19 protein-coding genes and 1 pseudogene are annotated in these 20,304 nt (G+C 68.4%); 10 read left to right on the top strand and 10 right to left on the bottom strand.

All coding sequences use genetic code 11. The features are described 5' to 3' along the window. Nucleotides 1-53 precede the first annotated feature (53 nt). A complete protein-coding gene (gene hisC, locus ACWPN8_RS21070) occupies nucleotides 54-1,145 on the top strand; it encodes a histidinol-phosphate transaminase (RefSeq protein ID WP_492242162.1) in 1,092 nt (363 codons plus the stop codon). Nucleotides 1,146-1,209: 64 nt separating this feature from the next. Here the strand turns inward: hisC and ACWPN8_RS21065 are convergent, their stop codons facing one another. The 7 genes from ACWPN8_RS21065 to ACWPN8_RS21035 form a co-directional block, all read right to left on the bottom strand. Then, complete coding sequence (locus tag ACWPN8_RS21065; protein WP_492242161.1) at nucleotides 1,210-2,490, bottom strand: amidohydrolase family protein; 1,281 nt, start codon at nucleotides 2,488-2,490, stop codon at nucleotides 1,210-1,212. Then, on the bottom strand, nucleotides 2,490-3,413 hold the full coding sequence (locus ACWPN8_RS21060; RefSeq protein ID WP_109449759.1) for an ABC transporter permease: 924 nt from the start codon (nucleotides 3,411-3,413) through the stop codon (nucleotides 2,490-2,492). The genes ACWPN8_RS21065 and ACWPN8_RS21060 overlap by 1 nt, the downstream gene beginning before the upstream one ends. A gap of 6 nt (nucleotides 3,414-3,419) precedes the next feature. Beyond that, entirely contained in the window at nucleotides 3,420-4,469 is a 1,050-nt protein-coding gene (locus ACWPN8_RS21055; RefSeq protein WP_492242160.1) for an ABC transporter permease, read from the bottom strand. Next, complete coding sequence (locus ACWPN8_RS21050; protein ID WP_492242159.1) at nucleotides 4,459-6,015, bottom strand: ABC transporter ATP-binding protein; 1,557 nt, start codon at nucleotides 6,013-6,015, stop codon at nucleotides 4,459-4,461. The genes ACWPN8_RS21055 and ACWPN8_RS21050 overlap by 11 nt, the downstream gene beginning before the upstream one ends. 28 nt (nucleotides 6,016-6,043) lie before the next feature. Next, the gene (locus ACWPN8_RS21045) at nucleotides 6,044-7,069 is read right to left on the bottom strand and encodes a BMP family protein (protein ID WP_492242158.1); all 1,026 of its coding nucleotides are present in this window, start codon (nucleotides 7,067-7,069) and stop codon (nucleotides 6,044-6,046) included. Between the two features lie 287 nt (nucleotides 7,070-7,356). Then, nucleotides 7,357-7,536 (bottom strand): DUF2256 domain-containing protein, encoded by a 180-nt coding sequence (locus ACWPN8_RS21040; protein WP_492242157.1) that lies wholly within the window; start codon nucleotides 7,534-7,536, stop codon nucleotides 7,357-7,359. Beyond that, on the bottom strand, nucleotides 7,533-8,420 hold the full coding sequence (locus tag ACWPN8_RS21035) for an IclR family transcriptional regulator (RefSeq protein ID WP_199237673.1): 888 nt from the start codon (nucleotides 8,418-8,420) through the stop codon (nucleotides 7,533-7,535). Before ACWPN8_RS21035 ends, ACWPN8_RS21040 begins: the two co-directional genes overlap by 4 nt. 189 nt (nucleotides 8,421-8,609) lie before the next feature. Between ACWPN8_RS21035 and ACWPN8_RS21030 the strand changes: the two genes are divergently transcribed. From ACWPN8_RS21030 to ACWPN8_RS21000, 7 genes are read left to right on the top strand one after another with little or no spacing between them, the layout of a single operon-like run. Continuing rightward, nucleotides 8,610-9,704, top strand: coding sequence for an ABC transporter ATP-binding protein (locus ACWPN8_RS21030; RefSeq protein WP_492242156.1), 1,095 nt, complete (start codon nucleotides 8,610-8,612; stop codon nucleotides 9,702-9,704). Next, nucleotides 9,701-10,606: an ABC transporter permease gene (locus tag ACWPN8_RS21025; RefSeq protein WP_109449769.1), complete on the top strand. Its 906-nt coding sequence runs from the start codon at nucleotides 9,701-9,703 to the stop codon at nucleotides 10,604-10,606. The genes ACWPN8_RS21030 and ACWPN8_RS21025 overlap by 4 nt, the downstream gene beginning before the upstream one ends. 4 nt (nucleotides 10,607-10,610) lie before the next feature. Then, nucleotides 10,611-11,405: an ABC transporter permease gene (locus tag ACWPN8_RS21020; RefSeq protein ID WP_109449772.1), complete on the top strand. Its 795-nt coding sequence runs from the start codon at nucleotides 10,611-10,613 to the stop codon at nucleotides 11,403-11,405. A 40-nt stretch (nucleotides 11,406-11,445) separates the two neighbouring features. Next, nucleotides 11,446-11,736 (top strand): (2Fe-2S)-binding protein, encoded by a 291-nt coding sequence (locus ACWPN8_RS21015; RefSeq protein WP_492242155.1) that lies wholly within the window; start codon nucleotides 11,446-11,448, stop codon nucleotides 11,734-11,736. Beyond that, entirely contained in the window at nucleotides 11,733-13,121 is a 1,389-nt protein-coding gene (locus ACWPN8_RS21010; RefSeq protein WP_109449776.1) for an FAD-dependent oxidoreductase, read from the top strand. The genes ACWPN8_RS21015 and ACWPN8_RS21010 overlap by 4 nt, the downstream gene beginning before the upstream one ends. After that, entirely contained in the window at nucleotides 13,121-14,239 is a 1,119-nt protein-coding gene (locus ACWPN8_RS21005; RefSeq protein ID WP_492242154.1) for an NAD(P)/FAD-dependent oxidoreductase, read from the top strand. Before ACWPN8_RS21010 ends, ACWPN8_RS21005 begins: the two co-directional genes overlap by 1 nt. A 45-nt stretch (nucleotides 14,240-14,284) precedes the next feature. After that, complete coding sequence (locus ACWPN8_RS21000; RefSeq protein ID WP_492242153.1) at nucleotides 14,285-15,346, top strand: ABC transporter substrate-binding protein; 1,062 nt, start codon at nucleotides 14,285-14,287, stop codon at nucleotides 15,344-15,346. A gap of 57 nt (nucleotides 15,347-15,403) precedes the next feature. Here the strand turns inward: ACWPN8_RS21000 and ACWPN8_RS20995 are convergent, their stop codons facing one another. Beyond that, nucleotides 15,404-16,795, bottom strand: coding sequence for a class II 3-deoxy-7-phosphoheptulonate synthase (locus ACWPN8_RS20995; RefSeq protein WP_109449780.1), 1,392 nt, complete (start codon nucleotides 16,793-16,795; stop codon nucleotides 15,404-15,406). Between the two features lie 183 nt (nucleotides 16,796-16,978). Here ACWPN8_RS20995 and ACWPN8_RS20990 point away from each other — a divergent pair. Both ACWPN8_RS20990 and ACWPN8_RS20985 read left to right on the top strand, forming a co-directional pair. Continuing rightward, nucleotides 16,979-17,392, top strand: a pseudogene (locus tag ACWPN8_RS20990) (hypothetical protein); the annotation flags it as partial. Nucleotides 17,393-17,498: 106 nt separating this feature from the next. Further along, the gene (locus ACWPN8_RS20985) at nucleotides 17,499-18,482 is read left to right on the top strand and encodes an AmpG family muropeptide MFS transporter (RefSeq protein ID WP_492242152.1); all 984 of its coding nucleotides are present in this window, start codon (nucleotides 17,499-17,501) and stop codon (nucleotides 18,480-18,482) included. A gap of 49 nt (nucleotides 18,483-18,531) precedes the next feature. On the opposite strand, the gene ACWPN8_RS20980 is transcribed toward ACWPN8_RS20985, so the two are convergent. Beyond that, on the bottom strand, nucleotides 18,532-19,428 hold the full coding sequence (locus tag ACWPN8_RS20980) for a manganese catalase family protein (protein ID WP_109449782.1): 897 nt from the start codon (nucleotides 19,426-19,428) through the stop codon (nucleotides 18,532-18,534). Between the two features lie 303 nt (nucleotides 19,429-19,731). Further along, the gene (locus ACWPN8_RS20975; protein WP_109449783.1) at nucleotides 19,732-20,214 is read right to left on the bottom strand and encodes a hypothetical protein; all 483 of its coding nucleotides are present in this window, start codon (nucleotides 20,212-20,214) and stop codon (nucleotides 19,732-19,734) included. Nucleotides 20,215-20,304: the final 90 nt, after the last annotated feature.

The raw sequence follows: 20,304 nt of genomic DNA, 5'->3' as shown, positions 1-20,304 counted from the left end.
TTCCACCCCATCCTTGAACCGCCCATCCACCAGCGTCGGAAGGTAAGCAGACCATGACCCAGCCGAACGGCCCGCAGCCGCGTCCGGGGATTCTCGACATCGCTGCCTATGTCGGCGGCGAGCATCAGGGTCATATCCGCCTCGCCTCCAACGAAGGGGCGCTGGGGCCGAGCCCGAAGGCGATGGAGGCCTATGCGGCGGCGGCCGGGACTCTGCACCGCTATCCGGACGGCGGCTCGGCGGCGCTGCGCGGCGCCATCGCCAAGCGCTTCAACCTGGATGCCGACCGCATCGTCTGCGGCGCCGGGTCGGACGAGATCATCAGCCTGCTGATCCGCTCCTATGCCGGGCCGGGCGACGAGGTGCTGTATTCGCAATACGGCTTCCTGATGTACCCGATCGGCGCCAAGTCGGTCGGCGCCACCCCGGTGACCGCACCCGAGGACGGGCTGACCGCCAGCGTCGACAATTTGCTGGCCCGCGTCACCCCGCGCACCCGTCTGGTCTTCCTCGCCAACCCGAACAACCCGACCGGCACCTATCTGCCGGCGTCGGAGGTGGCGCGGCTGCATGCCGGCCTGCCGCCGGACGTCATCCTGGTCATCGACGCGGCCTATGCCGAGTACATGAACAAGGACGACTACACCGCCGGCGAGGAGCTGGTGGAGCGGTTCCCCAACGTGGTGATGACCCGCACCTTCTCGAAGATCTTCGCGCTGGGCTCGCTGCGCATCGGCTGGTGCTATGGGCCGGCCGGGATCGTTGACGTGCTGAACCGGGTGCGCGGCCCCTTCAACGTGTCGAACGCCGCCCATGTCGCCGGCGTCGCCGCGGTTGAGGATGCCGAGTTCCTCGACCGCTCCCGCCGCCACAACGAGCAGTGGCGCGAGTGGTTCTCCGCCACCGTGCGGGAGCTGGGGCTGACGGTGCACCCCAGCGTGACCAACTTCGTGCTGGTCGATTTCAAGGGCCAGCCCGCCGGCAAGGACGACGCCGAGGCCGCCCGCCAGTTCCTGAAGGCCCGCGGCATCCTGGTCCGCCAGATGCCGTCCTACGGCCTGCCGAGCTGCCTGCGCGTCACCATCGGCACCGAGCAGGAGATGCACGCGGTTGCCGACGCGCTGCGGGACTTCCTGAAGGCGTAAAGGTTTTCCGAACAAAGAAAAGCCCGCCGGAACAGCTGTTCCGGCGGGCTTTTTTGTGCTGGTCTTATCCCCGGTTCAGCAGGAAATCGACCATCTCCGGCCGCCCCGGCAGGTCGAGCCTGGCCTGCACCGGTTCGCAGCGGCTGACGATCCGGCCGCGGCGCAGCACGAACAGGCGGGCGGCGCGGGTGCGGATCGCCTCCACCGGGTTGCCGGCCTGGAGCACCACCAGATCGGCGTTGCAGCCCGGCTCCAGCCCGTAGCCGTCCAGATGCAGCAGCCTGGCCGGGTTGACCGTCACCGCGTCGAAGGCGGCCTTGATGCCGTCCTGGCCGGTCATCTGCCCGACATGCAGCCCCATCTGCGCCACCTCCAGCATGTCGCCGGAGCCCAGCGGATACCAGGGGTCCATCACGCAGTCATGCCCGAAGGCGACGGTCAGCCCTGCCGCCATCAGCTCCGGCACGCGGGTCATGCCCCGGCGCTTGGGGTAGGTGTCGTGGCGGCCCTGGAGAACGATGTTGATCAGCGGGTTGGCGATCACCCCCAGCCGCGCCTCCGCCATCAGCGGGATCAGCTTGGAAACATAGTAGTTGTCCATCGAATGCATCGAGGTCAGGTGCGACCCCGTCACCCGGCCGTGCAGCCCCAGCCGCTGCGTCTCGTAGGCCAGCGTCTCGACATGGCGGGACAGCGGGTCGTCGCTCTCGTCGCAATGCATGTCGACCAGCAGCCCGCGCTCCGCCGCGATCTCGCAGAGCAGCCGGACCGAGGCGGCGCCGTCGGCCATGGTGCGCTCGAAATGCGGGATGCCGCCGACCACGTCGACGCCCATGTCGAGCGCCCGGACCAGCAGCTCCTTCGCACCCGGCGCTCGGAGAACACCGTCCTGCGGGAAGGCGACCAGCTGAAGGTCGAGGTAGGGCGCGACGCGCTTCTTGACGTCGAGCAGGGCTTCGGTCGCCAGCAGGCGCGGATCGCAGATGTCGACATGGCTGCGGATCGCCAGCAGCCCGCGCCCGACCGCCCAGTCGCAGTAGGCGAGCGCTCGCTCGACGATGGCGTCCTGGGTCAGCTGCGGCTTCAGCTCGCCCCACAGCGCGATGCCTTCCAGCAGGGTGCCGCTTTGGTTCACCCGCGGCAGGCCGTAGCTGAGCGTGCTGTCCATATGGAAGTGGGCATCGACGAAGGGCGGGCTGACCAGCCGGCCGGTGGCGTCGATCTCACCAGCTGCCTCGCCCGCCAAGTTCGCTTCGACTGCGGCGATGCGACCGTCCTTGATGCCGATGTCGATGCCGCTGCGGCCATCCGGCAGGGTGGCGCGGCGCAGGATCAGGTCGAACATCAGCGTTCTCCTTTGCGGTACGGGATCATCAGGGCGCGCGGGTAGGAGGCCCGGCGGGCCACCAGCACCAGCGCCAGGATGCTCAGCAAATAGGGCATCATCAGGAACAGCTGGTAGGGCAGGACGCCGCCGCTCGCCTGCTGCAGCCGCAATTGCAGCGCGTCGAACACCGCGAACAGCAGGGCGCCGAGCAGAGCCTTGCCCGGCCGCCAGGAGGCGAAGACCACCAGCGCGATGCAGATCCAGCCGCGCCCGTTGACCATGTTGAAGAAGAAGGCGTTGAAGGCCGACAGGGTCAGGAAGGCGCCGGCCAGCGCCATCAGCGCGCTGCCCGCCACCACCGCGCCGATGCGGATGGCGGTGACGTTCAGCCCCTGCGCCTCGGCGGCTGCCGGATTCTCGCCGACCATCCGCACCGCCAGCCCGACCGGCGTGCGGTAGAGGACATAGGCGACCACCGCGACCAGCAGGAAGGCGAGGTAGGTCAGCGGCGTCTGGGCGAGCGCGCCCGGCAGGGCCAGCGGCTGGAACGGCTCGACGGTCGGCGGGGTGCTGGCCTGCGGCAGGACGAGGCGGTAGACGAAGTAGGACAGGCTGGTGCCGAGCAGGGTGACGCCGATGCCGGTCACATGCTGCGACAGGCCGAGCGGCACGGTCAGCGCCGCATGCAGCAGGCCGAGCAGCGCGCCGCAGGCAGCTGCGGCCAGCACGCCGGTCCACAGGTCTGCGCCCTGATAGACCGCCATCCAGCCGGCCATGGCGCCCAGCGTCATGATGCCTTCGATGCCGAGATTGAGCACGCCGGCCCGCTCGCACACCAGCTCGCCCAGCGTGCCCAGCACATAGGGGGTGGCGATGCGCAGCACCGCGGTCCAGAAGGCGGCCGACAGCAGGATGTCGAGGATGGTCGACAGGAAATCCATAACCCCTTACCCCCGCCGCAGCCGGTAGCGCGCCAGCAGCCCGGCGACCAGCATGCAGAGCAGGCTGGTTGCGACCAGGACGTCGGCGATGTAGTTGGGAACCGGCATGGCCCGGCTCATGGCGTCGGCGCCGACGAAGATGCCGGCGATGAACAGCGCGGCCCCGACCACCCCGATGGGGTGCAACTGGGCCAGCATGGCGACGACGATGCCGCTGTAGCCGAAGCCCGGCGACAGGTCGAGCGTCAAGTAGCCTTTCAGCCCGCAGACCTCCGCCGCGCCGGCCAGCCCGGCCAACCCGCCCGACAGCAGGGCGGTGCGCAGCATGACCCGCGTCACCGGCATGCCGGCGAAGGCGGCCGCGCGCGGGTTGGCGCCGACCGCGCGGTTCTCGTAGCCCCAGATGGTGCGGGTGTCGATCAGCCACAGCAGCACCGACAGGCCGAGCGCGATGGCGAGCCCGGCATGCAGGCGGGTGCGCGCCACCAGCTTGGGCAGTTCCGCCGCTTCGGTGACAGGGGCCGACTGCGGCCAGCCCATCCCCATCGGGTCCTTCAAGGCCCCTTCCAGCAGCAGCGACACCAGCAGTAGCACGACGAAGTTCAGCAGCAGGGTGGTCACCACCTCATCGACGCCGAAGCGGACCTTCAGCACCGCCGGACCGAGCAGGGTGACGCCGCCCGCCGCCATGCCGGCGATCATCACCACCGGGATCAGTGCCCAGGCCGGCAGGTCGAGCATGCCGCCGCCGACCACCACGGCGGCCAGCGCGCCCATGTAGAGCTGGCCCTCCGCCCCGATGTTCCACAGCTTGGCGCGGAAGGCGACGGCGGCGGCCAGCCCGGTCAGGATCAGCGGGGTGGCGCGGGTCAGCGTCTCGGTCAGGGCGAAGCGGGAGCCGACGGCGCCCTCGAACAGCAGGCCGTAGGCACGCAGTACCGGCGCGCCGGTCCAGGCGACCAGCAAGGCGCAGAGCGCCAGCGCCGCCACGACGGCGCCCACCGGCGCCAGCAGCCGCAGGGCGAGCGGGGTATCGGTGCGCGGTTCAAGCCGCATCAACAGTCTCCGGCAAGATGTCGCGCAAAACGTCCCAATGCCCGGCCATCAGCAGGCCGAGCTGGCTGACCGACACCCGGTCATGCGGCAGCAGCGGGGTGAGCCGCCCGTGATAGGCGACAGTGACGCAGTCGGCCAGCGCCAGGATCTCGTCCAGATCCTCGGAGATCAGCAGGACCCCGGCTCCGGCGGTGCGGGCGTCGAGCAGCCGGCTGTGGACGTAGGACACCGCACCGATGTCGAGGCCGCGCGTCGGCTGGCTCGCCAGGATCAGGTCCGGCCCATGGGCCAGCGTGCGGCCCAGGATCAGCTTCTGCATGTTGCCGCCCGACAGCAGCTGCGTCCGTGCATCGGGACCGGGGCAGCGGACGTCGAACTCCTCGATCACCTCGCGGGCGTAGGCCCGCGCCGCCCCGCGCCGCAGCAGGCCGAAGCGTGAGAAGGCGGAGTTGTGGTAGCGTTCGGCGATCAAATTCTCCCACACCGCCATGGCGCCGACCAGACCGGCGCTGTGCCGGTCCTCCGGGATGCGGGCAACGCCGCGCCGGACCATGTCGGCGGGGTCGCCATGTTCCACCACGCTGCCCTTCAGGGACAGCCGGCCGGAGTCGGGGCGGGTCAGGCCGCTGACCAGTTCGGCCAGCGCCGTCTGGCCGTTGCCGGACACTCCGGCGATGCCGACCACCTGACGACGGTGCACCGTCAGATCGACCCGATCCAGCAGCGGACGACCATGGCCGGAAGCCACCGTGACGCCCGCCAACTCCAGCACCGGCTCGCCGGGGCTGAGCGGGGCGGGGGCCGGCGGCTTGACGCTGCGGCCGACCATCAGCTCGGCCAGCTTCGCACGGTCGGTGGAGGCGGTGGCGTGGGTGGCGACCAGCTTGCCGGCGCGCAGAACGGCGACGGTGTCGCTGGCGGCGAAAACCTCGTTCATCTTGTGGCTGATGAAGACGACGGCGAGCCCGTCGGCGGTCAGCTTGCGCAGGGTCTCGAACAGCCCGGCCGATTCCTGCGGCGTCAGCACCGCGGTCGGCTCGTCCAGGATCAGGATGCGGGCGTCGCGGTAGAGCGCCTTCAGGATCTCCGCCCGCTGGCGCTCGCCGACCGACAGCTCGCCGACCGGCGCGTCCGGCCGCACCTCCAGCCCGAAGCGCTGCGACAGGTCGAGCAGCCGGCGGCGGGCAGCACCCCGGTCGGAGCGCCAGCGCCACAGCGATTCGGTGCCGACGGCGATGTTGTCCAGCACCGACAGATTGTCCGCCAGCGTGAAATGCTGGTGGACCATGCCGATGCCGGCCTCCAGCGCCGCGCGGGGGGAGCCCGGCGGCAGCGGGCGGCCGAACGCCTCGATGGTGCCCTCGTCGGCGACGTAATGGCCGAAGAGGATGTTCATCAGGGTGGTCTTGCCGGCGCCGTTCTCGCCCAAGAGCGCCAGCACCTCGCCGGCGCGGAGCGTCAGCGAGATGTCGTCGTTGGCGAGCAGCGGGCCGAACCGCTTGGAGATGCCGGCGAGCCGGAGGACGACCTCCGGCCCACCTTTCATAGGGGATGACATCGGGATGCGCCGGGCGTCACATCGTCGACTTCGGCTCGGCATCGTTGACTTTCACGGTGAACTTGCCGTCGCGGATCTGCTGCTCGCGCTCCTTCACCTTCGCCTTGATGGCGTCGGGAACCTTCGACTCGAAGGTGCCGAGCGGCGCCAGGCTGGAGCCCTTGTGCGCCATCATGCTGTAGGGGCCGTAATCCTCGGCCTTGTAGCTGCCGGCCTTCACTGCGGCGATGGCGCGTTCGACCGACGGCTCCATGTGCCAGAGCGCGCTGGCGACGACGGTGTCGGGATATTGCGGCTGGGTGTCGATGACGTTGCCGATGGCGAGCACCTTGCGCTCCTTGGCCGCGTCGGACACGCCGAAGCGCTCGGCGTACATCACGTCGGCGCCGCGGTCGATCATGGCGAAGGCGGCTTCCTTGGCCTTGGGCGGGTCGAACCAGGAGCCGATGAAGCTGACCGAGAACTTGACCTGCGGGTTGACCTCCTTGGCGCCTTCCATGAAGGCGTTCATCAGGCGGTTCACCTCGGGGATCGGATAGCCGCCGACCATGCCGATGACGTTCGACTTGGTCATGCCGCCGGCGACCATGCCGGACAGGTAGGCCGGCTCCTGGATGTAGTTGTCGAAGACCGAGAAGTTCGGCTCCTGCGGCTTGAAGCTGGAGCCCATGACGAAGGCGGTCTTCGGATAGTCCTTGGCGACGGCGCGGGCGGCGCGCTCCACCCCGAACACCTCGCCGAAGACCAGCTGCTGGCCGGCTTCGGCATACTGGCGCATCACGCGCTCATAATCGGTGTTGGCGACCGACTCGGCCCAGACATACTCGATGTCGCCGCGGTCGGCGGCGGCCTTCAGCGCGACATGGATGCGGCTGACCCACTGCTGCTCGATCGGCACGGTATAGATGCCGGCGACCTTCACCTTGCTTTGCGCAAATGCCGGCAGGGAGCCGCCGGCCGCCGCTGCGAAGGCAACCGCGGCCACACCGCACAGCACCGCACGGCGCGTCATACCCCCGGCCGCCTTGCCAAAGACGTTCATCGCCCGATCCCCCATCCCCCGAACCGACATCATGAGTCCCCTTCGTCGCTGAGTATCGTTGGTCGCGTATCGTTGGCCGCCGTCACCGGCGGCAGTATGGCCGAGCCGCCAAGCTCATGAATACTCGGGAATGTGCCCGTAAATCCATGGACCCGTGCGGCCGCAATTTCGAATGCAACGGAAATGCCATCTGCTGGGAGCGCCGCCCATCTCGCCGGCAGATGCCTCCGGATGGTCAGAATGCTGGCATGTGATTGAATAAAGGGCAAATCTTCCTGACGATCCGGTCAGGATCGCGGCGCGTCGTCCTGCCGTGTCCCGTCGCGCTTGCGGGCGTCGCCGCGGCAGCGGTCGGAGCAATATTTCACCTCGTCCCACACCCGCTCCCATTTTTTCCGCCAGGTGAAAGGACGGTTGCAGACCGGGCAGGTCTTGGTCGGCAAATCGGCCTTCTTCACGCCCTTCATGCCGGGCCGCCGCCCAGGATCGCGGCGGGACGGCGCAGGACGGGGTCGAAGGGGTTCAACTGGCGGCTGATCGCAGCGGATTCGCGTTTCAGGATGTCGACCACCACCGGCAGCCGTTCCTCGTTCAGACGCTCGCTGATCGTGCCGACGCTGAGCGCCGCCACCGCGTAGCCGTCGCGGTCCAGCACCGGAACCGCCACGCCCGACATGCCGGGGAGCAGGCCGGTGGACCGGCTGGCATAGCCGAGATCGCGCACCCGCGCGATTTCCGTGCGCAGATAGACCTCGTCGATGATGCCGACGCCCTGCATGCGCGGCAGGTTGAAGCGGATGACCTCCTCCCGCTCCTCCGCATGCAGGAACGCCATGATGGCGAGGCTGCCCTGACCGACGCCCAGCGTCACCCGGCCGCCGATGTCGCCGGTGAAGGAGCGGATGGGGAAGGGCCCCTCGCTGCGGTCCAGGCACACCGCATCGAAGCCGCTGCGCACCAGCAGGAAGATGGTGTCGCGCAGGGTCGCCGACAGGCGCAGCAGGATCGGCCGGCAGATGTCGCGCAGGTTGTTCGGGTTGCCGGCCTGCGCCGCCAGCCCGAACAGGTCGATGCCCAGCCGGTAGCGCTTGGTCGCCTTGTCCGCCTCCGCCATCCCCTCTTCCACCAGGATCTTCAGCAGGCGGTGGACGGTCGGCGGGGTGAGGTCGAGCGCGCGGGAGATGTCGGTCAGCCGCGCCCCCGCCTCGTTGGAGGAGGCCAGCAGGCGCAGGATCGCCAGCCCGCGTTGCAGGCTGGACTTACTGCCCGCCTCGTCGCTGCCGGCAGTTTCGGCGCCGGCGCTCTCGACACCCGCACTCCCTTTTGCCCTGCGGCGGAGGTCGGCGGTCATGTTTGGCTCCGTTCTGAAAATCGGTGATGTTGGCCGCCCCATCTATTCCGGATATCGGAAGCTTTTGCAAAATCTTTTCTGTTGGTGGAAAAAGCGGATTGACGCGACAGGGGGTGCGGCGGAACCATTCGGGCAACAGGTGAGGCCCGGAGACCGAGGCCAATTGTCGCAAGAGGGAGAATTCCCCCCGTGTCGTTCCTCGAATTGAAAAACATCACCAAGCGTTACGGCCCGCTGACCGCGGTCGGCGACGTGTCGCTGTCGGTGGAGAAGGGCGAATTCGTCTCGCTGCTCGGGCCTTCGGGCTGCGGCAAGACCACGACCCTTCAGATGATCGCCGGTTTCGTCGAACCGTCGGCCGGCACCATCCGGCTGGACGGGCGCGACATCACGCGGGCCAAGGCGAACAGCCGCGGGCTGGGCATCGTGTTCCAGAGCTACGCGCTGTTCCCGCACATGACCGTGTTCGACAATGTCAGCTTCGGCCTGGAGATGCAGCGCGTGCCCAAGGGCGAGCGCAAGCCGCGGGTGGAAGAGGCGCTGTCGCTGGTCCACCTCTCCCCCTACGCCAAGCGTTACCCGCGCGAGCTGTCGGGCGGCCAGCGGCAGCGCGTGGCGCTGGCCCGCGCGCTCGTCATCCGCCCGCCGGTCCTGCTGCTGGACGAGCCGCTGTCGAACCTGGACGCCAAGCTGCGCGAGGCGATGCAATTCGAACTGCGCGAGATTCAGCGCAAGGTCGGCACCACCACGGTCATGGTCACCCACGATCAGGCGGAAGCCTTCTCGATCAGCGACCGCGTCGTGGTGATGGAGGCCGGGCGCATCACCCAGATCGACCAGCCCTACCGCATCTACGAGCACCCGGAGACGGAGTTCATCTCCCGTTTCGTCGGCAAGACCAACCTGCTGCCGGGCAAGGTCGTCACCGCGACCGGCGCCGGCGCCACGGTGTCGCTGGCCGGCATCGCCGTGCCGGTGGAAACCCCCGGCCTGTCGGTGGGCGAGACGGTGACGCTGTGCATCCGTCCGGAAAAGCTGCATCTGGCAGCACCGGCGGGCGGGCTGCTGACCGGCCGCGTCGCCGACCGCTACTTCCTGGGCAGCCAGTGGCTCTATCACATCGACGGGCCGCTCGGCACGCTGATGGTGGTGACGCCGAACGATGGCTCCACCCCGGCGGAGCAGGGTGCCCCGGTCGGGCTGGACTGGTCGCCGTCGGTCGTCCGCGTCCATCGCGGCGCCATGGCGGAGGCGCCGGATGTTGCCCTTGAGGTGACGGGATGAGCGCAACCCTTCCCGATGCCGCCCCGGCCTCGCCGGGTGAGGAGACGCCGGAACGTCGGTTCCCGACCGCCCCGCTGTTCCTGTCGGGCCCGGCGGCGCTGCTGTTCGCAGCACTGGTGCTGACCCCGCTGTTCCTGACGGCGCTGCTGTCCTTCAACCAGTTCGACTATGCGACCGGGCGCACCGGCGGCTTTACGCTGGAGCATTATCTGGCGGTGGTGACCGACGAGTATTACCTGGAAATCTTCCTGCGCACCTTCCGGATCTCGGCGCTGGCGACCGCCATCTGCGTGGTGATCGGCGTGCCGGAAGCCTACATCCTCAGCCGGATGAGCAACCCCTGGCGCTCCATCTTCCTGCTGGTGATCCTGGCGCCGCTGCTGGTGTCGGTCGTCGTCCGCGCCTTCGGCTGGAGCATGCTGCTGGGGCCGGAGGGGCCGGTCAACGGGGCGCTGATCGCGCTCGGCATCGGCCGGATGAAGCTGCTCTACAGCGAGGGCACGGTGGTGGTGGCCCTGGTCCACGTCATGCTGCCCTTCATGGTCATCCCGGTCTGGACCTCCTTGCAGAAACTGGACCCGGCGGTGGAGCAGGCGGCGCTGTCCTTCGGCGCCTCGCGCGCCACGGCCATCGTCCGCGTGGTGGCGCCGCAGGTCCTGCCTGGCATCCTGTCTGGAAGCCTGATCGTCTTCGGCCTCAGCGCCAGCGCCTTCGCCATCCCAGGGTTGCTCGGCGGGCGGCGGCTGAAGATGGTCGCGACCGTGGTCTACGACCAGTATCTGAGCGACCTCAACTGGCCGATGGGGGCGGCGGTCGCCGTCATCCTGCTCGCCGCCAACCTGATCATCATGCTGACCTACCACCGCATGGTGGAAGGCCACTACCGCCGCCGGCTGGGGTGACGCCATGACCCGCAACGGACCCGCCGCCCTGTTCTTTCACACTCTCGTCGTCATTTTCATGCTGGCGCCGCTGGTGATCGTCTGCCTCGTCGCCTTCACGCCGGAAAACACCCTGTCGCTGCCGACCAGGGGCTTTTCGCTGCGCTGGTTCGAGGCGGTGTTCCACCATCCGGACTTCGTCCAGTCCTTCTGGAACAGCCTGTGGCTCGCCGTGCTGTCGGCGACGCTGGCGGTGGCGCTGGCGGTGCCGGCCTCGCTCGCCATCACGCGCTGGGAGTTTCCTGGCCGCGGCTTCCTCAATGCGCTGTTCCTGTCGCCGCTGATCATCCCGCATCTGGTGCTGGGCGTCGCCATGCTGCGGCTGTTCGCCGTCGTCGGCGCCGCGGGCAGCTTCGGCTGGCTGGTGGCGGCGCATATGGTGATCGTCACCCCCTATGTGATGCGCCTGCTGATCGCCGCCATCTCCGGCTTCGACCGTAGCGTGGAACAGGCCGCCTTCTCGCTCGGCGCCAGCGAGGCCACCGTGTTCCGCCGCGTCACTCTGCCGATGATCCTGCCCGGCGTCACCGGCGGCTGGCTGATCGCCTTCATCAACAGCTTCGACGAGCTGACCATGTCCATCTTCATCACCTCGCCGTCCACGGTGACGCTGCCGGTGCGGATGTACATGTACGCCACCGAATCCATCGACCCGATGATGGCGGCGGTTTCGGCGCTGATCATCGGCATCACCGCGGTCGCCGTGCTTCTGCTCGACCGTGTCTATGGGTTGGACCGCATCTTGGTCGGCCAGCACTGAGCGTCCGCTCCGGCCGTCCTCTCCTCGGAGACCAGTCATCATGGCTTTGCTGCAGCGTGTGGCCGAACAGGGCCGGCGCGTGGTCCGCTTCACCCTCGACGGGCGTCCGGTGGAGGCGCTCGAGGGCGACACCATCCTGACGGCCATGCTCACCAACGGCGACCGGCTGCGCCGGACGGAATTCGCCGACACCCCGCGCGCCGGCTTCTGCATGATGGGCGCCTGCCAGGATTGCTGGGTGCGGACGGAGGAGGGCGAGCGGCTGCGCGCCTGCGGCACCTTCATCGCCGACGGCATGCGCCTGTTGAGCGGCGGGGAGTGGACGCAGTGAGCGAATCTCTTCTCCCTCCCGTCATCGTCGGCGCCGGCCCGGCCGGCATCCGCGCGGCGGAACGGCTGGTCGCCGCCGGCCTGCGCCCGGTGGTGGTCGACGAGGCGGCGCGCTGGGGCGGCCAGATCTACCGCCAGCCTCCGGATGGCGGCTTCACCCGGCCGAAAAGCGCGCTGTATGGGTTCGAGGCCGGTAAGGCCGACGCGGTTCACCGTGCCATGGCGGCGATCCGCGACCGGGTCGACTACCGTCCACGCACGCTGGTGTGGAACTGCGAGGCAGGCGCGCTCGACCTGCTGAGCGATGGGGCGAGCGAGACTCTGCCCTTCAGCCATCTGATCCTGGCGACGGGCGCCACCGACCGCGTGCTGCCCTTCCCCGGCTGGACCCTGCCCGGCGTCTTCACGCTCGGCGGGTCGCAGGTCGCGCTGAAGTTCCAGGGCTGCGCCGTCGGCCGGCGGGTGGCCTTCCTCGGCACCGGGCCGCTGCTCTATCTGGTCGCTTACCAGTATCTGAAGGCAGGCGTCGAGGTGGCGGGGGTGTTCGACACCACGCCCTTCGCCGCCCAGGCCCGCGCCACCGCCGGCATGCTGCGCGACCCGGCGACGCTGGCGAAGGGGCTGCTGTTCGTCGGCTGGTTGCGCGCCCACGGCGTGCCGATCCACAACGGCGTCCGTCCGGTGCGTGCCGAGGGTGCGGAGCGGGTCGATGCGCTGGTCTGGCGCGATGCCCGTGGGCAGGAACGGCGCACCTCCTGCGACGCCGTCGCCTTCGGGCTTGGTCTGCGGTCGGAAACCCAGCTGGCCGACCTCGCCGGCTGCCGCTTCCGCTTCGACGAGGCCGACCGGGCCTGGCTGCCGGAGCGGGACGGGGCAGGGCGCAGCTCGGTTGCTGGCGTCTATCTGGCCGGCGATGGCAGCGGCATTGCCGGTGCCGACGCGGCGGAACTGGCGGGCGAGCGCGCGGCGCTGGCCCTGCTGGAGGATCGCGGGCTGCCGGTCGAAGCCGCAAGGGTCAAGGAGCTGGACGGTCGTCTCGCCCGCATCGCCGCCTTCCGCCGCAGCCTGTCGGCCGCCTTCCCCTTCCCGGCGGACTGGGCGGACGCTATTGCCGACGACACGATGATCTGCCGCTGCGAAGGCATTACCGCCGGTGCGGTGCGCGAGGTCGCCCGCAGCGGACAGGCCCGCGAGATGAACCGCGCCAAGGCGCTGACCCGTGCCGGCATGGGCCGCTGCCAGGGCCGCATGTGCAGCGCCACCACGGTGGAGCTGCTGTCCCGCACGCTCGGCACCGGGCCGGATGGGGTGGGGCGCCTGCGGGCGCAGCCGCCGATCAAGCCGCTGCCGGTCTCCGCCGGTGCCGAGCGGCGGGAGGTCGCGTGATGCGGGAACGGATCGAGTGCGATGTCGCCATCGTCGGCGGTGGGATCGTCGGCGGGTCGGCGGCGCTGTTCCTGCGGCAGGCCGGCCTGTCGGTGACGCTGCTGGAACGCGACTGGTGCGGCGCCAAGGCCAGCGGCGTCAATTTCGGCGGCGTGCGCCGGCAGGGCCGCCCACTGGAGCAACTGCCGCTGTCCCAGCGCGCCCACGCCATCTGGGGCCGCCTGCCGGAGCTGCTGGGCACCGACGCCGAATATATCCGCTCCGGCCATCTGAAGCTGGCGCGCAGCGAACCCGATCTTGCCTCCCTGATCGACTACCGCGAGCGCAGCCAGGGTTTCGGTCTCGGGCTGGAGATCGTCACGGGCGAGGAGTTCCGCCGCCGTTGGCCGGCGCTGGGCGACCGGGCCATCGGCGGCTCGCTCTGTCCGGAGGACGGTCACGCCAACCCGCGCCTCGTCTCCCCCGCCTTCGCCCGTGCCGCTGCCAGGCTGGGTGCGGTGGTGCGCGAACAGACGCCGGTCGACCGGGTCGAGAAGGACGGCGACCGCTTCGTCCTGCTCAGCGGCGACGTTCTGGAGGTGCGCGCCCGCTTCCTGCTGAACACCGCCGGAGCCTGGTCCCGGCGGGTGGCGGAAGCCTTCGGCGAGCCGGTGCCGCTGGAATCGCTCCATCCCAACATGGCGGTGACAGAGCCGCTGCCCCGTTTCCTCGACGTCAACATCGGGGTGGAGGGCGGCGGCGTCTATGGCCGGCAGGTGCCGCGCGGCAACATGGTGGTCGGCGGCGGGCGCGGCTTCGCGCTGGATGCCGACCGCGCCCGGCCGCAGCGCGACGCCGTGCTGACCCTGATGCGCGACGCGGCGGAGCTGTTCCCGCAGCTGCGCCACGCCCACGTCATCCGCTGCTGGACCGGGGTGGAGGGCTATACGCCCGACCGCAACCCGATCGTCGGCCCCAGCCGAACCACGCCCGGCCTGTTCCACGCCTTCGGCTTCTCCGGCGCCGGGTTCCAAATCGGCCCCGGCGTCGGCCAGACGCTGGCCGAACTGGTCACGACCGGCGGGACGCCGATGCCGCTGGAGCCCTTCCGCATCGACCGCTTCAAACCGACCGCCTAAGATCCCATCCCCAGTCTTCTCCCCTTGGCCTATTGGAGGACGTGCATGCCCACCTTGCGTTCCCTGTCGCTCACCGGTCTCGCCACGGTTGCCATCACGGCCGCCGCCGCCCTCTCCACCCCCGCTGCCGCCCAGACCAAGACGGTCTACATCGGCATGAATGGCGGCACGATGGAGAAGACCTACACCGAGAACGTCTTCCCCGCCTTCGAGAAGGCGACCGGCATCAAGGTGGTGGTGGTTCCCGGCACCTCGTCCGACATCCTGGCCAAGCTGCAGGCCCAGAAGGACAATCCGCAGATGCACGTCGTTTTCCTGGACGACGGGCTGATGTACCGCGCCATCGGCATGGGCCTGTGCCAGAAGATGGACAGCTCGCCGGTGCTGAACGACGTCTACCAGTCCGCGCGCCTGAAGGGCGACATGGCGGTCGGCGTCAACATGGGCATGACCGGTCTCGCCTATAACAAGGCGATGTTCGACGAGAAGGGCTGGGCGCCGCCGACCAGCTGGATGGATCTGGCTGATCCCAAGTACAAGGGCAAGATCGTCGTCCAGTCGGCCGCCAGCAGCTCCTTCGGCCTGCACGCCTTCCTGATGTACAACCGCATCAAGGGCGGCACCGAGGGCAATGTCGATCCGGGCTTCACCACCTGGCGCAAGACCATCGGCCCGAACGTGCTGGAATACATCCCCAGCTCGGCCAAGATCGCCGAGATGGTGCAGACCAACGAGGCGGCCATCTTCCCGCTGACCCCGACCGGCGTCGGCAGCCTGAAGGCCAAGGGCATCCCGGTGGAATACGCCCAGCCCAAGGAAGGCTCGGTCGTCCTGATGGTCGGCGAGTGCGTCGTCGCCAAGAACCCGGACAACGAGGCCGCGCAGAAGCTGGCCGCCTACCTGCTCGGGCCGGAGGCGCAGCTCGCCGCCCTGCAGTACGGCGCGCAGATCCCGTCCAACACCAAGGTCACCGCGCCGGCCGACGTCGCCGACGAGATGAACAAGTTCCAGGGCTACATGAAGAACGCCGTCACGGTGGACTGGGACGTCATCAACGAGAAGCGCCCGGATTGGAACCAACGCTGGAACAAGGAAATCGAACGGTAATCGGGACATGAAAAAAGGGGGCGGAAACGCCCCCTTTTCTTTTTGCCGAAACAATGCTTACTCAGCCGCCACCGCGGCGCGGCGCCGGGCCTCGCGGGACTGGCGGCCTTCCTTCAGCTTCTCCGACAGCAGGAACGCCAGTTCCAGCGACTGGCTGGCGTTTAGGCGCGGATCGCAGGCGGTGTGGTAGCGCAGAGCCAGATTGTGATCGGTGATCGCCTGGGCGCCGCCCGTGCACTCCGTCACGTCCTGGCCGGTCAGCTCGAAATGCACGCCGCCGGCATGGGTGCCTTCGGCCTGATGCACCTCGAAGAAGCCGCGCGCCTCGGCCAGAACCCGCTCGACGGGGCGGGTCTTGTAGCCGGTGGTCGACTTGATCGTGTTGCCGTGCATCGGGTCGCAGGACCACACCACCGTGCGGCCTTCGCGCTGGACCTTGCGCAGCAGCGGCGGGAACTTCTCCGCCACCTTGTCGGAGCCCATGCGCACGATCAGCGTCAGGCGCCCGGCCTCGTTGGTCGGGTTCAGGATGTCGATCAGGCGGATCAACTCGTCCGGGTCGGTGGTCGGGCCGCACTTCAGGCCGATGGGGTTCTTCACCCCGCGCAGGAACTCGACATGGGCGCCGTCGGGCTGGCGGGTGCGGTCGCCGATCCACAGCATGTGGGCCGACACGTCGTACCAGTCGCCGGTGGTGCTGTCGACGCGGGTCAGCGCCTGCTCGAACGGCAGCAGCAGCGCCTCATGGCTGGTGAAGAAGTCGGTCTCGCGGATCTGCGGGGTGGTCTCCGCGGTGATGCCGCACGCGGCCATGAAGGCCAGCGTCTCGTCGAGCCGGGTGGCCAGCTCCTGGAAATGCTCGCCGGCCGGCGACTTCTCGACGAAGCTCAGCGTCCACTGATGGACCTTGTGCAGGTCGGCATAGCCGCCCTGGGCGAAGGCGCGCAGCAGGTTCAGCGTCGCGGCGGCCTGGGTGTAGGCCTGCATCATGCGCTCCGGATCGGGAACGCGGGCGTCGCTGGTGAAGTCGAAGCCGTTGACGATGTCGCCGCGGTAGGACGGCAGGTCCACCCCGTCGATGGTCTCCATGTCGGCCGAGCGCGGCTTGGCGAACTGGCCGGCCATGCGGCCCACCTTGATGACCGGGATCGAGGCGCCGAAGGTCAGCACCACGGCCATCTGCAGCAGGACGCGGAAGGTGTCGCGGATGTTGTTGGGGTGGAACTCAGCGAAGCTCTCGGCGCAATCGCCGCCCTGCAGCAGGAAGGCCTGGCCGGCGGCGGCCTCGGCCAGCTTGGCCTTCAGACGGCGGGCCTCGCCGGCAAAGACGAGCGGCGGATAGGAGGACAGGCGCTGTTCGACCGCCTCGACCTTGGACAGGTCGGGATAAGTCGGCAACTGCTTCGCCGGTTTCGTCCTCCAACTGGCGGGTGTCCAACGCTCGACCATGACGCGCCTGCTCTTCCTTGACGATTGCGGAACGGGGGCCGGGCGGGCGGCGAACGACCGGCGGCTGAACCCGTGGGAGGTACTCTATAGCGCGACTCGAGGAAACTTTTCCATAGTTTCGGCTCCCTTGCCGGCAATGCTGTGCCGCGGGCATAGGCCGCCTGCCACCGGGGGTGATTTCAGATGAAAGGAAATTCGCGTCGGACCCTTGCGCTCCTGCCCGATGGGCAGGGACCGGATCGGCAGGGGCCGCTGGCGGCGGATGCCCGCGGCCTTTATACATCGGGGGCAATGGACCATCCCCCGAGAGGAGCCTTCCCGGTGAAACCGACATCCTGGCGGACAACGCGCCTGTCCTCCTGGGGGCAGGCCCTGGCGGTCTACCGCGACCCGCGCGTGCTGGCGATCCTGTTCCTCGGTTTCTCCGAAGGGCTGCCGCTGGCGCTGACCGGCGCCACGCTGAATGTCTGGCTGACCGAGCAGGGCGTCAGCCGGACCAACATCGGGCTGTTCGCGCTGGTCACCATGCCCTATGCGCTGAAATTCCTGTGGGCGCCGCTGATCGACCGGCTGCGCCTGCCGGTGATGACGCGGCTGTTCGGGCGTCGTCGCGGCTGGGCGCTGACGGCGCAGGCGGCGCTGATCGCGGCATTGCTGGGGCTTGGGACCACCGATCCGGGGCAGGATTCTGTGGTGGACCGCCATGTGCGCGGTGCTGGTCGCCTTCTGCTCGGCCAGCCAGGACATCGTGGTCGATGCCTATCGCGTCGAGGTGCTGGAGGAGAACCAGCAGGCCGCCGGTGCGGCGGTTCTGGTGCTGGGCTATCGCTTCGGCATGATGGCGGCGGGGGCGGGCGCCCTCTACATCGCGCAATTCCACGGCTGGCGCACGGCCTACGAGGTGATGGCCGGGCTGGTCCTGGTCGGTATGGCGACCGTCCTGCTGTGCCGCGAACCGAAGGAGCCGCCGCCGAACGCCCGCGAAAAACTGATCGCCGAATGGCTGGGCCGCCGGCCGCATCTGTCGGGCCGCAACGCCGTGCTTCTCGCCTGGATTTACGGTGCGGTGGTGGCGCCCTTCGCCCAGTTCACGGAGCGGCGCGGCTGGGTGGTGATCCTGGCCTTCATCGCCAGCTACAAGCTGGGGGAGGTTCTGGCCGGCCAGATGTCCTCGACCTTCTACATCAGCCTGGGCTTCACCAAGGTGGAAATCGCCAACGTCAGCAAGCTGTTCGGCCTGTGGGCGACCATCGCCGGCGGCCTGCTGGGCGGCTTGCTGGTGGGGAAGGTCGGCGTACTGCGCGGCCTGATGATCGGCGGCATCCTGCAGATGGTGTCGAACTTCGGCTATGTCCTGCTGGCCTGGAGCGGCAACGACGTGTCGATGCTGGCGGTCACCGTGGCGGTGGAGAATGTCTGCGGCGGCATCGCCACCTCGGCCTTCGTCGCCTACCTGTCCAGCCTGTGCAACGTTGCCTACACGGCGACCCAGTATGCGCTGCTGTCCAGCCTGTACAAGCTGGGCGGGGACCTGTTCGGCGCCTCGTCGGGCTGGCTGGCGGAGCGGATGGACTGGGTCAGCTTCTTCCTGCTGTCGATGGCCGGCGCCATTCCGGCCCTGTGCCTGCTGACCTGGCTGATGGGCCTGCACAGGCGCGAGGAAGAGGCCGCCGTCCCCGCACAGTGACGGGGACGGCGATGCCGGAGGAGCCTGTTATCAGCCTCCGCCATTAGCCTCAGGTGGTGCTCTTGGTCTTGCCGGCGCCCGGCCCGGCGCCCAGGTCGGCGCCGGTCAGCGGATCGGAGTCCGGCTTCGACATGGTGCGGGCGGCCACGGCATTGACTGCCGCCAGTTCCGACGCGGCGAGCTTGACCGTCGGGTTGCCGTCGCCGCCGTTGACCGGGGCGTCGCCCATCTTGACGTCCACGAACTCCCACTGGGCGCCCTGGTTCCAGGGGCCGCGCATGTCGCCCTCGCCCTGGCTGGTGTTGTAATACTTGTCGGTGTATTCCGGTTTGCCCGGCAGTTTGCCCGGCGGGAAGTTGTTGTCGATGGCGTAGAGCGCTTTTTCGAAGCTCTTCTGATGGGCGATCTCGCGGGTCATCAGGAAGCCCAGTGCATCCTTCACGCCGGGATCGTCGGTGACGTTGATCAGGCGCTCGTAGATGATCTTCGCGCGCGCTTCCGCCGCGACGTTGGAGCGCAGATCGGCCGTCGGTTCGCCGATGCTGTCGATATAGCCGCCGGTCCACAGATGCCCGGCCGAATTCACCAGGGCCGGACCGCCGCCATACAGCAGCGACAGGGTGTGGCTGCCATTGCCCTGGGTGATGTTGGCGTACAGGTCGGCGGTCGCCTCCGCACCCTCGGCCAGCTTGCCCTTGGCGCCCTTGGTCAGCATCGCCACGATGGACCCGATGATTTCAAGGTGGCTCAATTCCTCGGTCGCGATGTCGATCAGCAGGTCCTTGCGGCCCGGATCCTCATCGGCCAGACCCTGCGTGAAATAGCGCATGGCCGCAGCCAGCTCTCCCTGCGGGCCGCCGAACTGTTCAAGCATCAGGCTGGCGAGCACCGGATTCGGCTCGGACACGCGGACCGTGTACATGAGCTTTTTGTTGTGCATGAACATGCGAGGAATTCCTCCTGGGTCAGATGGCCCGCCTTGCAGGGGCCGCGGATCGGGGCGACCGGGTCCGGACCGGATCGCTTCATGTCCTCAACCCAGGATTTTTAGAAGCGTTCCAGGAAGAATGCCTGTTTCGGAGTGCTATGCCGGATGGATCACAATGGCGGCGGGAACGATTGCCTTCCGTATAGAGGAAGCCCGTATAGGCCATGATCGTGAAGCAAAACGCCCACGCCGGATTTCACATCCGGGTGGGCGTCCTTGCCGACCGGTGTCTGAAGACACCGGCCTGTGTCGGCGGAGACCTTACTGCGCCTGGGCGCGGCAGGCTTCCAGGGCAGAAATAGCCTTGCGGGTGTCGTCGAGGTAATAGGTGTAGGCGTAATCGTCGCCCTTGCCGTCGATCTCCATGTAAAGCTCGCGGCCGTTCATCAGGGCGTCGATCGCCTTGGAGGTCGCCGGGATGCCGACGACGGCCATCGTCTTGTCGATGGCGGCACCCGGAACCTTGTCGCTCCACTTCTTGTCGACCGACAGGGAGATCGAGAGATCTTCCTTCTCCTTCAGCTTCCAGGCCGAATCGCCGAAGATCAGAACCATCGCCTGGCCCTTGTTGGTATAGGCCAGGGCGATGGTCGCGGTGTCCTTCGAGTCCGTCTTCCACTCCTGCGTGATGGCGCAGTCCTTGTCGATCTTGACGTCCCACACGCCGATCTTGGTCTGGGCCTGAGCCGCACCGACCGAGGCGAACGCCGCAACGCAGGCAGCCGCTGCAAAAATTCCACGCATGTTTGGAGCCATTCCCTGGAAAAATTGTTCGTGCCGCCATGGTAGGTACCACAATCGGCCAAGGTCCAGGGATTTCCGGTCCTTATTGGC

The organism is Azospirillum sp. UENF 112521 (assembly GCF_058780665.1).
The sequence above is the reverse complement of the archived record's forward strand: the minus strand, read 5'-3'. Positions and strand labels throughout refer to the sequence as shown.

Excerpts from the sequence above, each read along its gene's own strand:
- ACWPN8_RS21015 (WP_492242155.1), top strand. The coding sequence starts at position 11,446 with ATGGCTTTGCTGCAGCGTGTGGCCGAACAGGGCCGGCGCGTGGTCCGC.
- hisC (WP_492242162.1), top strand. The coding sequence starts at position 54 with ATGACCCAGCCGAACGGCCCGCAGCCGCGTCCGGGGATTCTCGACATC.
- ACWPN8_RS20980 (WP_109449782.1), bottom strand. The coding sequence starts at position 19,428 with ATGTTCATGCACAACAAAAAGCTCATGTACACGGTCCGCGTGTCCGAG.
- ACWPN8_RS20975 (WP_109449783.1), bottom strand. The coding sequence starts at position 20,214 with ATGCGTGGAATTTTTGCAGCGGCTGCCTGCGTTGCGGCGTTCGCCTCG.
- ACWPN8_RS21020 (WP_109449772.1), top strand. The coding sequence starts at position 10,611 with ATGACCCGCAACGGACCCGCCGCCCTGTTCTTTCACACTCTCGTCGTC.
- ACWPN8_RS20995 (WP_109449780.1), bottom strand. The coding sequence starts at position 16,795 with ATGGTCGAGCGTTGGACACCCGCCAGTTGGAGGACGAAACCGGCGAAG.
- ACWPN8_RS21055 (WP_492242160.1), bottom strand. The coding sequence starts at position 4,469 with ATGCGGCTTGAACCGCGCACCGATACCCCGCTCGCCCTGCGGCTGCTG.
- ACWPN8_RS21000 (WP_492242153.1), top strand. The coding sequence starts at position 14,285 with ATGCCCACCTTGCGTTCCCTGTCGCTCACCGGTCTCGCCACGGTTGCC.
- ACWPN8_RS21065 (WP_492242161.1), bottom strand. The coding sequence starts at position 2,490 with ATGTTCGACCTGATCCTGCGCCGCGCCACCCTGCCGGATGGCCGCAGC.
- ACWPN8_RS21025 (WP_109449769.1), top strand. The coding sequence starts at position 9,701 with ATGAGCGCAACCCTTCCCGATGCCGCCCCGGCCTCGCCGGGTGAGGAG.
- ACWPN8_RS21035 (WP_199237673.1), bottom strand. The coding sequence starts at position 8,420 with ATGACCGCCGACCTCCGCCGCAGGGCAAAAGGGAGTGCGGGTGTCGAG.
- ACWPN8_RS20985 (WP_492242152.1), top strand. The coding sequence starts at position 17,499 with ATGTGCGCGGTGCTGGTCGCCTTCTGCTCGGCCAGCCAGGACATCGTG.
- ACWPN8_RS21005 (WP_492242154.1), top strand. The coding sequence starts at position 13,121 with ATGCGGGAACGGATCGAGTGCGATGTCGCCATCGTCGGCGGTGGGATC.
- ACWPN8_RS21060 (WP_109449759.1), bottom strand. The coding sequence starts at position 3,413 with ATGGATTTCCTGTCGACCATCCTCGACATCCTGCTGTCGGCCGCCTTC.
- ACWPN8_RS21045 (WP_492242158.1), bottom strand. The coding sequence starts at position 7,069 with ATGAACGTCTTTGGCAAGGCGGCCGGGGGTATGACGCGCCGTGCGGTG.
- ACWPN8_RS21050 (WP_492242159.1), bottom strand. The coding sequence starts at position 6,015 with ATGAAAGGTGGGCCGGAGGTCGTCCTCCGGCTCGCCGGCATCTCCAAG.
- ACWPN8_RS21040 (WP_492242157.1), bottom strand. The coding sequence starts at position 7,536 with ATGAAGGGCGTGAAGAAGGCCGATTTGCCGACCAAGACCTGCCCGGTC.